Annotated in this window: 8 protein-coding genes; 5 read left to right on the forward strand and 3 right to left on the reverse strand. The window is 71.1% G+C overall.

The genetic code is table 11. The features are described 5' to 3' along the window. Positions 1 to 2: 2 nt before the first annotated feature. Entirely contained in the window at positions 3 to 1,955 is a 1,953-nt protein-coding gene (glxA, locus tag Dfulv_RS02955; RefSeq protein WP_259861063.1) for a radical copper oxidase GlxA, read from the reverse strand. Positions 1,956 to 2,113: 158 nt separating this feature from the next. Here glxA and Dfulv_RS02960 point away from each other — a divergent pair, with 158 nt between their 5' ends. The 4 genes from Dfulv_RS02960 (at position 2,114) to Dfulv_RS02975 (ending at position 7,228) form a co-directional block, all read left to right on the forward strand. Then, positions 2,114 to 3,313: an MFS transporter gene (locus tag Dfulv_RS02960; RefSeq protein WP_259861064.1), complete on the forward strand. Its 1,200-nt coding sequence runs from the start codon at positions 2,114 to 2,116 to the stop codon at positions 3,311 to 3,313. 370 nt (positions 3,314 to 3,683) lie between these two features. Continuing rightward, positions 3,684 to 3,962 (forward strand): hypothetical protein, encoded by a 279-nt coding sequence (locus Dfulv_RS02965; protein WP_259861065.1) that lies wholly within the window; start codon positions 3,684 to 3,686, stop codon positions 3,960 to 3,962. A 22-nt stretch (positions 3,963 to 3,984) separates the two neighbouring features. Continuing rightward, positions 3,985 to 4,854, forward strand: a complete 870-nt coding sequence (locus Dfulv_RS02970; protein ID WP_259861066.1) for an LLM class F420-dependent oxidoreductase — start codon at positions 3,985 to 3,987, stop codon at positions 4,852 to 4,854. 1,429 nt (positions 4,855 to 6,283) lie between these two features. Then, the gene (locus tag Dfulv_RS02975) at positions 6,284 to 7,228 is read left to right on the forward strand and encodes an NAD-dependent epimerase/dehydratase family protein (protein WP_259861067.1); all 945 of its coding nucleotides are present in this window, start codon (positions 6,284 to 6,286) and stop codon (positions 7,226 to 7,228) included. Here Dfulv_RS02975 and Dfulv_RS02980 read toward each other — a convergent pair. Beyond that, positions 7,188 to 8,990: a polysaccharide biosynthesis protein gene (locus Dfulv_RS02980; RefSeq protein WP_259861068.1), complete on the reverse strand. Its 1,803-nt coding sequence runs from the start codon at positions 8,988 to 8,990 to the stop codon at positions 7,188 to 7,190. The genes Dfulv_RS02975 and Dfulv_RS02980 overlap by 41 nt on opposite strands. Positions 8,991 to 9,148: 158 nt before the next feature. On the opposite strand from Dfulv_RS02980, the gene Dfulv_RS02985 reads away from it, so the two are divergent. Continuing rightward, positions 9,149 to 10,597 (forward strand): polysaccharide biosynthesis tyrosine autokinase, encoded by a 1,449-nt coding sequence (locus Dfulv_RS02985; RefSeq protein WP_259861069.1) that lies wholly within the window; start codon positions 9,149 to 9,151, stop codon positions 10,595 to 10,597. Here Dfulv_RS02985 and Dfulv_RS02990 read toward each other — a convergent pair. Next, positions 10,566 to 11,081, reverse strand: a complete 516-nt coding sequence (locus tag Dfulv_RS02990) for an arsenate reductase/protein-tyrosine-phosphatase family protein (protein WP_259867346.1) — start codon at positions 11,079 to 11,081, stop codon at positions 10,566 to 10,568. The genes Dfulv_RS02985 and Dfulv_RS02990 overlap by 32 nt on opposite strands. Between the last annotated feature and the right edge of the window lie 19 nt (positions 11,082 to 11,100).

The following is an 11,100-nucleotide window of genomic DNA, read 5'->3' on the forward strand; positions in this document are numbered from 1 at the left end:
GGCTACCCAACCTGGACCCAGCGCGCCTGCGACGGCACGCCGTTTTTGTCCACGAGGAACAGCATGTAGGGCCCCGGCGGCATGAGCGCCGGCGAACTCGGCACGGTGACGGTCACCGAACCCGCGCCGGCCTCGACGTCGAGCGCCACCGAGCGCTGGTCCGTGTTGAGCATGTGCGTGGCCGCGCTCGGCCGGATGAGCCGGGCGCTCCGCACGTTGTCCGGCAGCAGCGTCGTGAAGGTGGCCTGCTGCCCGTACCGCACTGTCGTCGGCCCCTCACCGATCACCGGCCCCGAACCGCGGAACAGATACGGCGGGGTGTAGATCTCCAGCCGCTGCTCGAACGTGCCGCTGATGGTGTTCTTCTTGTCCCGGAACAACGGGTCGGAGCCGACCGTCAGCACCCGGCCGTCCGGCAGCAGCACCGCGGCGCTGTGGTAGTTGCGCCCCACGTGCGGGTCGGCCGCGACCGTCAGCGTGTTGCTGTCCGGGTGGTAGATCCGGGCGGTGTGGTTGTCCGAGCCGTTGCGGCCCCGGTAGTTGCTGGAGCCGTTGGTGATGAGCACCGTGTCGTCGGGCAGCTGCACCAGGTTGGGGTAGCGCGTGCCCTCCGGCAGGTCAGGACCCCGCTGGAACCGCGGTGACGCCTCGTTGAGCTTGATGATGTCGATGCGCCTGCTCGACTTGCTCGACTCGCCGACCCCGCCGCCGCCGACGACCATCACGGTCTGGTCCTGCACGGGACCGGCCCAGGTCGACATGCTCGTCTCCAGCAGGTCGGCGTCCCGCAGCCCCGGCACCGCCTCGAAGCTGTTGTCGGCGAGGTTCCAGAAGCCGGGGTCGCGGCCCTTGTCGGCGGGACCGTAGCCGGCGTTCGAGCCGGAGTAGAACAGCACGCCGGCGCGGTCGGTCTGGAACAGTGCCGGATACGTCGGGAAGTATCGGTCGAGATCCCGGCGCACCGTCCACTGCTTCGTCTTCGGGTCGTACACCTCGTTCTGCGTGCCGTCGACCACCTCGCCGCTGCCGTCGAGGCCCGACACCGCGAGCACCGAGCCGTCCGGCAGGCCGGTCAGCGTGGGATACCACCGCTTCTCGTGCATGTCGGCCACCCGCTCGTATTGCTCGGTGAACGGGTTGAACTCGTAGGTCTCCTTGCGTCCCTGGTAGTCCTGCTTCTCCAGGTCGATCTTGTCGGCGATGCCGTAGATGTTCTGCGCGTCGACCCCGGTGAGGCCGTCGAGGTGATACTGCGCGTGGCCGGTGCGGACGTGGCCGGTGCCGTCCTCGGCCGCGTCGACCCAGACGGCCGTCTGGCCGGCGGTGACGGTGACCGACGTGTGGCCGCCGTTGCGGCCCTTGATCTCCGTCTTCGTGGCTGACGGCACGACGAAGTCGTCGTTTGCGATATACCGCTTACCGTCCGTGGCGACGAAGGTCGTGCCCTTCGGGAAGGACCGGTCGCCGTCGGGCGACTCGTTCTTCACCGTCATCGTGCCGCCGGCCCGCTTGACGGCGGGCTCGAGCAACTCATAGCGCAGTGTGCCGCCGGCGACGAGGAGCTTGCCGTCGGGCAGGAACGTGTGGCCGGCGCAGAACAGGTCGGTCGGGGTCGGCACGAACTTCGTCGCGCCGCTGGCCGGGTCGAACACCAGCGTCTTGAACGTGCCGGCGTCGAACTGCGCGCGGTCGTTGCCGGAGCCGGCGATGAGCAGGATCTTGCCCGACGGCAGCAGCGCCGCGTGGATCGCGTTGACCCGCTGACCCTTCGGCAGCTCGACGACCTGCCAGAATCCGTGCAGTTCCTTGTAATTCGCACTGTTGATCAGCCGTTCGTGCTGCCACTGCGTCACGGCCGACCACAGCGGCGGGATGTTGGCTCCGCCGAGCACCGCGGCCGCCGCGACGGGCAGTATGACCTTGCGACGAATCCAGTGCGGAACGAGAGGCGTCAACGCGAGAGCTCCTGCAGTCGGGGGGACCGAAAGAACGGTAGACGGAGCCTCGGGGGCCGCCAAATCGTTCTTGTGGCCGTTCACGCTCCGCCATCGGCTGAATACGCCGACGGCGATAACTGTTGATCCCCGGCCCGTGCGCAGGATCAAGTTGCCGGATGAGGCGCTCCCCCTACTGGCCGGTGGTCAGCCATCCCGTCCTCCGCCGGGTCCTGCCCGGCCTGGCGGTCTCCGCGCTCGGTGACGGCATGTCCGTCGTGGCCGTGAGCTGGCTCGCGCTGCAACTCGCCCCGGCCGGGCAGCGGGGCGTCTGGGTGGCGGTCGCGGTGGCGGCCTACTCCCTGCCGAGCGCGGCCGGCGGGGTGTTGTTCGGCCGGTTCCTCGGCGGGCGTCCCGGTGCACAGCTGGCCGGGTGGAACGCGATCCTGCGCGCCGCCGCGCTCGCCGCGATCGTGGTCGCCTACGCCGCCGGTGGCCTGGGCATCGGCCTCTACGTCGCCCTGCTCGCCGTCTCGTCACTGCTGGCCGCCTGGGGGTCCGCCGGCCGCTACACGCTGATCGCCGAGGTCCTGCCCGCCGAGCACCATCTCGCGGCAAATGCGGTGAACACGACGATCGCGGAGTTTGCCACCATTGCCGGCCCGCCGCTCGCGGGCCTGCTCATCGCCTGGACCAACCCGGCGGTCGTGATCGCGCTCGACGCGGCGAGCTTCGCGGTCCTGGCGCTGACGTACCGCCTGGCCGTGCCCCGGTCCGCGCAGCGGCCGGAGGCCCCGCGGTCGGGGTGGGCCGGCTTCGCCGCCATCCGGCGCGACCGCACCCTACTCGGCCTGCTGGCGCTGTCGTCCGGCTTCTTCTTCCTGTTCGGCCCGTTCTACGCGGCGATGCCGATCCACGTCGCCGACGACCTGCACGCCGGCGCCGCGCTGCTCGGTGTCTACTACACGGCCTTCGGCGTCGGCGCGGTCGCCGGCGGTCTGGCGACGGGCTACCTGCACCGCTGGCCGCTCTGGCCGACCACGATCGGCATCGTCGTCGCGTTCGGCGCCGCGCTGCTGCCGCTGGGGCTCGGTGTGCCGGTCGGCGTCTCCCTTGTGGCGTTCGCGGTCGCCGGTCTGGTCTGGGCGCCGTACCTGTCGACGTCGATGGCACTCTTCCAGCGGGTCACCCCGCCGGAGCGGCTCCCGCAGGTCCTCGCCGCGAACGGCTCGATGACCGTGCTCGCCGTGCCGCTCGGCACGGTCCTCGGCGGACCGCTGGTCACCGCGGCCGGTGCTCGCGGGACGCTGTTGCTCTGCGCCGTTGCCATGGTCGCGCTCGGTGCCGTCGCCGCGGCGGTCATGACCTTCAGGAAATGAGATCTTTCCAGATTCAAGTATTGGGCCCGCGACCGGCAGCTGCCGTCCTTCCCGGCCCGCAACTCGCCGCGACCACCTTTGTCGTGGCGGGCGGTCTCGGCCTCGACATGTGGTCGCGCGACGGCGGCATCACGCTGCTGTCCACATTGGTCAACCTCGGCGCGATGACCGCGTTCCTGGCGCCGCACCGTGCGGCCCCGGCGATGTCCTGCGGGTGTCCACAGAGGATTGATTCGGCGGCAGGGTGCGCGGCACTTCGGCGCGCTGCAGCCTCCGATCGGGGAGCGGATGTGGTGGTACGAGCTGACGCGCGAGACGAACACCGTGCGGTTCCCTGGCTCGCAACAGCGACTTCACCGTCGACCTGCCGATGGACCCCATGCGCGGGACCGCCGGGGTGGCACCGGCGGCGTTCGAGGCGAAGATGACCATCACCCCGGACACCCCGACACCGTGGCCACGGCTGGAGTCCGACGCCTTCCGCATCAGCCGGCTCGACCTGGTCACCTGGGGCCTGGATCACCTCGACGCCTACCAGTTGGTGAGCCAGGCGGGTGAGGCGCCGGCTACACGATGGTCGCGACTCGGCGCGGCCGCTGTTTACGAAGGGGTCCACGATCGTTTGCGGCGGATCGCGGCGGCGCTGTGAATCGGCGCGTTAGGTTTGGGGCATGAAGCTGGGTCTGCACTACTGGAACTTCTCGACCCCGGCGGAGCCGACCGCCATCGCACCGACCCTGCGCGAGACCGCTCAGATCGCCGAGCAGGTGGGGGTGGACTCGTTCACCGTCATGGACCATTTCTTCCAGATGGATCAGACGGCTCCCGCCGAGGAGCCGATGCTGGAGGGCTACACGACACTGGGCTACCTCGCCGCGTCGACCTCGCGGATGACGCTCGGCCTGCTGGTGACCGGGGTGATGTACCGTCACCCCGGCATCCTGGCGAAGACCGTCACCACGCTCGACGTGCTCTCGGGCGGCCGTGCGCGCCTCGGCATCGGCGCGTCGTGGTATGAGCGCGAGCAACGCGGCCTCGGTGTGCCGGTGGTGCCGGTCGCCGAGCGCTTCGAGCGGCTGGAGGAGACGCTGCAGATCTGCCTGCAGATGTGGAGCGACGACAACGGCGCCTACGAGGGCCGGCACTACCAGCTCACCGAGACGCTGAACTCGCCGCACGTGCTGAGCCGCCCGCACCCGATGATCATGATCGGTGGCGGCGGTGAGAAGAAGACGCTGCGGCTCGTCGCCAAGTACGGCGACGCCTGCAACATCTTCGGCACCAGCATCGAAGAGGTGGAGCGCAAACTGGCTGTGCTGCGCGAGCACTGCGCCGCCGAGGGCCGCAACTACGACGAGATCGTGAAGACCGCACTGATCCCCCAGCCGCCGCTGGTCGACCCGGACGCGTGGCTCGCCGACGTGGAGAGCTTCGCCAAGCTCGGCATCACCGAGGTCATGACGATGCCCGACCGCCACCCGGTCGAGTTCGTCAACGGCCTCGCCGAGCGGATCGTGCCGCGACTCAAGTCGATCGGCTGAGCGGAACAATGCCGGCCACCGTCCCTTGCCGGCCGGCATTGTTCCAAGCGTGTCGCTCGTCCATAGTGGACCAGCGGGGCGGAGCGCCGATCAGTATGGCGCGGGCTGGAGTCGGTCTCGGCGTCACCACCGGCCGGTCGTGCTCCAGCGACGTGGTCGTCGGGGGTTGATCCTCCGGGTCCCGCAGGCCGGCGCGAGGGAGCCGGCCTGCGGGACCGCCTCGAGCTCCTGCTTTGCGGGGCGGCCCCGGCTGCTGGCGACGTTCGGCGGGCGTCGTCTGGTGCTCCTTGTCAGCTCGAACTGCTGGGAGGTGGGTCGGCTCGGGCCCGTTGGGCGTTCCGTCGCCCCGCTGCTGGCCGCCGGGCTGAGGGGCTGGCTCGAGCCGCTGGGCCGTCGTCCGTTGGTCGCTGTCAGTTTTGTCGGGCTCAGGGGCAGATCGGCCGGTCTGCCGGTTTGCTGAGCTGCCGGGCGGCTGGAATGCCAGTCTGTTGGTCTGTTGGTCTGTTGGTCTGTTGGTCTGTTGGTCTGTTGGTCTGTTGGTCTGTTGGTCTGTTGGTCTGTTGGTCTGGCGGGCCGGCGGACTGCTGGTCTGCGGGTGTCTGTGGCTGGATTGCCAGGCTGCTGGGCTGCCGGATTGCTGGGCTTCCGGGCGGTCGGGCGGCTCGGATTGCTGGGCTGCCGGGGCGTTGGCCGCTGCCAGTCGTGGGCTGGTGCGGCCGGGGAGGGGGCTGATTCGCTCTCGGTGTCCCGCGACGTGGCCGCGTCTTGGCTGTCGGCACGCAGAGGGGCGAGCTCTCCATGCTCGTGAAGGGTTGTTGTACCTCTGGAGCCTGTTGCGCAATTCGGATCCCTCGCGCGTCAACCCCAACAACCGCGCCGATCTTGGAGTTGTGGTCCTTGACAAACCCGGACAAATTCGGAGGTTCATGGCGCCACAACTCCAAGATCGGCGCGTAGTTGGGCCGCCAACGCTGTCCCGGCGAATTACGCAACAGGCTCTCTGGGTGTCGCAACCCTTCAGGATCATGAGGTTCCCAGCGGAGAGTCCGCGATCATGAACTTGGGCGGCGGGTTTCATGATCGTGGACGTTTTGCGCGTCTCAGCCCACCGAAACGTCCGCGATCATGCGCCGCGTCCGGGTGGCCCGCGGCCCGCCCGCCGCTTTGGCCGCTGGGCCGCTTGCCGCTGGGCCGCTTCACTCGCTGCCCTGCCGCTCGGCCCGCCGCTCCGCCACCCGTCTCCCGGGCCGGTGGCCACTCGTGAACTCCGCTGCCGGGTTTGCCGTGGTCAGCGGCTCCAGCCGTCCCGCCGCTGCGTCAGGACAACAGGGCCCGGAGGGCAAACCGACCGGCCGACGAAATCGCACCTTTGGTCCGAAAAGTGGATAATGCGTTACCACCGGCCGGGAGTGCGCGTTGAACTGCAGCGATGAGAGTTCTCGTAACCGGCGGCGCCGGGTTCATCGGCGGGAATCTGTGCCGCGAGCTGGCCGCCCACCCCGGCGTTGATGAGGTCGTCGCCTTCGACGATCTCACCACCGGTACCGAAGGTAACCTCGAAGGCGTCGACGTCAAGCTTGTCGTCGGCAGCATCCTCGACCGGCCCGCGATCGACGCCGCGGTGTCCGGCGCCGACGTGGTCATTCACCTCGCCGCCCGGCCGTCCGTGCCGCGGTCGGTCGCCGACCCGCTGCGCAGCCATCTTGTCAACGCCACGGGCACCATGCACGTGCTGGAGGCTTGCCGGCGGGAGAATACGCCGATCATCACCGCGTCCTCGTCGTCGGTGTACGGGCCGACCCGCACCCTGCCGAAGCACGAGGAGCTGCCGACCCGCCCGCAGAGCCCGTACGCGGCGAGCAAACTCGCGGCCGAGTCGGCGGTCCTGGCCTACGGTGCCACCTACGGGCTGCCGGTGCTCGCGCTGCGGTTCTTCAACGTGTACGGGCCGCTGCAGTCGGTCGGACACGCCTACGCCGCCGTCATCCCCAGCTTCGCCGACGCGGCACTGCGCGGCCGGCCCCTGCACGTCCACGGCGACGGCCTGCAGACCCGCGACTTCACGTACGTCGGGTCGGTCGCCCGGCTGCTCACCGACGCCGCGGTCCGCCGGGTCACCAGCCCGACGCCGGTCAACCTCGCGTTCGGCACCCGCACCTCGCTGCTGGATCTCGTCGACCGCATCCGCGGGCTCGTGGGCCGGCCGGTCGAGGTCGTGTTCGACCCGGCCCGCCCCGGCGACGTGCGGGATTCCCAGGCCGACTCGCAGCGGCTCAAGGAGCTCTTCCCCGGCCACGGCCCGGTGCCGCTGGACTTCGGGCTGCGCGAGACGGTCAGCTGGTACGCGCAGCAGATAGCGTCGGCACGTCGATAGCCGGCACCGGCAGGACGCACAGGTCCGCCAGTTGGCCGGTCAGTGTCGCCGGCGGCGCTGAGGCGGCCAGTGGCCGCACCAGTGCAGGGTCCAGCGGCGGCACCGAGACGTGCGAGATGAGCGGGTGCAGGGGCCGCAGGTCGGTCTCGCCGGCGCCGAACAGTTCCTCGTGCAGCTTCTCGCCCGGCCGCAGCCCGGTGTAGACGAACTGGACCGGCCGGTCGGCGAGGGCGGCGAGCTGGTGGGCCAGCTCGTCGATCCGTACCGGCGAACCCATGTCCAGCACGAGCGCCTCACCGCCGGCGCCCAGCGCCGCGGCCTGGATGACCAGCTGGACGGCCTCCTGGACGGTCATGAAGTACCGGGTCACCTCGGGGTCGGTGACGGTCACCGGTCCGCCCGCCGCGATCTGCGTCTGGAACGCGGTGATCACCGAGCCGCGGCTGCCGAGGACGTTGCCGAACCGGACGTTGAGGTACGTGCCGGTGGTGACCGTCGAGCGGTGCGCGGTGAGCCGCTCGGTGATCCGTTTCGAGTAGCCCAGGACGCTGACCGGGTCGGCCGCCTTGTCGGTCGAGATGTTCACGAACCGCTCGACGCCGGTCGCGGCCGCCGCCTCCAGCACGTTGAGCGTGCCGATCACGTTGGTCTGCAACGCCTCGCCGGGGTGGCGCTCCAGCAGCGTCAGGTGCTTGAGCGCGGCGGCGTGGAAGACGACCTCCGGCCGGCGCTCGGCGAAGACGGCGTGGATGGCGGCCGCGTCCCGCAGGTCCGCCAGGATCAGCTCCGGGCTGTCCAGCAGCGCCCGCCCGTGGATCGACAGCTGCACGGCGTGCAGCGCCGACTCGTCGCGGTCAAGCATCATCAGCTCGGCCGGCCCGAAGCGGTGCAGCTGCCGGCACAGCTCCGAGCCGATCGACCCGCCGGCCCCGGTGACCAGCACGCGGCGGTCGGTCAGGTAGTCGCCGATCGTGGCCAGGTCGGTGTCGATCTGGCGGCGCCCGAGGAGGTCCGTGAGCCGCACCTCACGAACCTCCGCCACGCCGGCGCCCAGGGTCTCGTCGAGCGACGGCAGCACCTTGAGCCACCGCTCGGTGGCGGTGACGAGGGCTCGGACCGAGCGCAGCAGCGCGCCGTCGCCGCCGCGGATCGCGAAGATCACGCCGGCCGCGTCGGTGCGCTCCAGCGCCGCGATGAGCGAGGCGCGCCCGCCGAGCACCGGCACGCCCTCGATACGCAGGTTCTGCTTGGCGGGGTCGTCGTCGATCAGCCCGACCGGGCGGAAGCGGCAGTGCGGGTCGTGCAGCATCGAGCGCAGCAGCCGGTGGCCGGCCGCGCCGGCGCCGTAGACGACGACGGGCTCGGCGGCCTCGCGTTCGGCGCGCTGGCGCCGCTCCCGGCGTAGTCGCCCGGTGCCGCGCACGGCGACCATGGCCAGCAGCGCGGTCATCGCCGCCACGACCGGGATCCCGGCGGGGACGGTCGGCATCGGGTTGAACGCGTAGAGCAGCGCGCCGGCCGCGGCGACGGTGACCCCGAGCGCGCGCAGCTCGTCGAGCGTGCCGTGGTCGTAGCGGCGTCGGTAGAGGTGCACCGGCCAGGCGATCGCCGAGTGCAGCGTCACCGCGAGCAGGATCGTGCCCGCCGCGTGGAGCAGGGGCGGCCGCTCCGGCGCGATGGTGATCGCGAGTGCCAGGCCGCCGGCCCACGCACACAGGTCGGCCGGCCAGTCACCGGGTCCGGCAGGTCGGTGGTGGTCCATCCAGATCCCCCCGCAGAGTCGGATGGCGATCATTCTTCATGATTCGCGGGAGGAATGTCGCTTAAAAACCTTATCGGGGAAATCGGACGGTTTCATCGCTTACGGCCCCCCGATCTGTAACTCTCTGTAGGTAAGCGGTTACGGGGAGGTCATGGCGTATGGAACTGCGCGACTACGTCAGCGCGGTCCGCAAACGCTGGTGGCTGGTGGCCACGACGGCCTGCCTGGCACTGGCCGCCGCGGTGGTGGTGACCGCGACGGCCGCACCCACCTACGCCGCCTCGGTCACCTTCTTCGTGAGCACGCCGAGCAGCGGGGTCACCGACGCCTACCAGGGCGGCCTGTTCTCCCAGCAGCGCGCGCGCTCCTACGTCACGCTCGTCACGAGCGACCGGCTCGCCCGCGCGGTGGCCGCCGATTCCGACGTCGGGCTCGACGCCGACGAGATCAAGGGCCGCCTCTCCGCGCGTACCGTGCCCGACACCGTGCTGCTCGACGTCACCGTCGTCGACACCGACAGCGGGCGCGCGCTGCGCATCGCTCAGGCCGTCGCGACGGAGTTCGCCGAACTCGTCGCGGTCATCGAGACCCCGCCGGGCGGCACCGCCCCGACCGTCCGCGTCGACGTCGTCACCGGACCCCGCGTCGGCGCCGAGCCCGTCAGCCCGCGCCCGGTCCGCAACTTCGGGCTGGCCCTGCTGCTCGGGCTGATCGTCGGGGCCGCCGCGGCCGTGCTGCGGGACATCCTGGACACCACGGTCCGGTCCGCATCGGCCCTGCGCCAGGCCGCCGGAAAGGCCATCCTGGCAGCGGTACCGCTGGATCCCCGGGCGAAGGACGAGCCGCTGCTGCTGGAGGACGCGGCCTGGTCGCCCCGCGGCGAGGCCATGCGGCACCTGCGCACCAACCTCCAGTTCGTCGACCCCGACCGGCGCGCCCGCTGCGTCGTGGTGACCAGCGCGCTGCCCGACGAGGGCAAGTCCACGATCGCCTGCAACCTGGCGATCGTGCTCGCCGAGGCCGGGCACCGGGTGCTGCTCGTCGACGCCGACGTCCGGCGGCCGAAGCTCGCCGGCTACCTCGACCTGGAGGGCGCGGTCGGGCTCACCAACGTGCTCGTCGGGCAGGTCGACCTCGAGACCGCCGTGCAGCGGTGGGGCGACCGCGACCTGTGGGTGCTCGCCAGCGGCTCGATCCCGCCCAACCCGAGCGAGTTGCTCGGCTCGCAGCAGATGGCCCGGCTGCTCGCGACGGTGAGCGAGTCCTACGACTACGTCGTCGTGGACACCTCGCCGCTGCTGGTCGTCACCGACGCCGCCGTGGTCGCCAGCCGCGCCGACGGCGCCGTCCTGGTGACCAGGGCCGGCAAGACCACCGTCGCGCAGGTGCAGTCGGCGGTCCTCGCGATCGAGGCGGTCTCCGCCCGGCTCTTCGGCTGCGTGCTCAACGCGGCGAAGGGCGGCGCCGGCGACGGCTACAGCTACGCGTACTACGGCACGCGCGACGCCGAACGACCCCGCCCCGCCCTGCGCCCGCTCACAGCCGAGCCGGCCAGGAAGGCGGTCGACAAGCCGTTCACCGTCGAAGCCGGCCGGCGAGGAGGCTGAGGATGCCGCTGATGGTCGTGGCGCAGTCACGGAAGCCGTCGATCGGCCCGCCGAACGGATCGGTCAGGTCGTCGTCGGCCGGCGAGCCGGGCTGCAGCCGCCCGCGCACCCGCCCGATCCCCGCCAGCAGTTCGGCCGACGTCGCCGGCGGACCGTCCGGCAGCGCGGCGAGGTACCGGCCGAACTGGCGCAGCGTGAAGGTCCGCCCGGCCGTCGGCGGCGCGAGCGTCACACACCGCGCCCGCTCCGCCCGGGTCGCGGTGAGCACCAGGCCGGCACCGGTGAGCGCGGCGGCATCCACGCGACGGCTGCGGAAGCCCGCCGGGTCGGCGCCCAGTTCGGTCAGCACCGTCCGCGCGTGGGACGGCATCTCCAGGCCGGGCACCGCGTGCGTGCCCGCGCTGGCGGCGGCCAGCCCGTGCCACGCCGCGAGTCGCTCGGCCATCGCCGACCGGCACAGGTTGGCCCGGCAGACGAACAGCATCACGGGCATCTCCGGCGGG

This window comes from Dactylosporangium fulvum, from assembly GCF_025137375.1.
Taxonomy (GTDB): Bacteria; Actinomycetota; Actinomycetes; order Mycobacteriales; family Micromonosporaceae; genus Dactylosporangium; species Dactylosporangium fulvum.

Bases quoted from the DNA above. Each gene is read 5' to 3' on its own strand.
- Dfulv_RS02960 (WP_259861064.1), top strand. From the start codon at position 2,114: ATGAGGCGCTCCCCCTACTGGCCGGTGGTCAGCCATCCCGTCCTCCGC.
- Dfulv_RS02965 (WP_259861065.1), top strand. From the start codon at position 3,684: ATGGACCCCATGCGCGGGACCGCCGGGGTGGCACCGGCGGCGTTCGAG.
- Dfulv_RS02970 (WP_259861066.1), top strand. From the start codon at position 3,985: ATGAAGCTGGGTCTGCACTACTGGAACTTCTCGACCCCGGCGGAGCCG.
- Dfulv_RS02975 (WP_259861067.1), top strand. From the start codon at position 6,284: ATGAGAGTTCTCGTAACCGGCGGCGCCGGGTTCATCGGCGGGAATCTG.
- Dfulv_RS02980 (WP_259861068.1), bottom strand. From the start codon at position 8,990: ATGGACCACCACCGACCTGCCGGACCCGGTGACTGGCCGGCCGACCTG.
- Dfulv_RS02985 (WP_259861069.1), top strand. From the start codon at position 9,149: ATGGAACTGCGCGACTACGTCAGCGCGGTCCGCAAACGCTGGTGGCTG.
- Dfulv_RS02990 (WP_259867346.1), bottom strand. From the start codon at position 11,081: ATGCTGTTCGTCTGCCGGGCCAACCTGTGCCGGTCGGCGATGGCCGAG.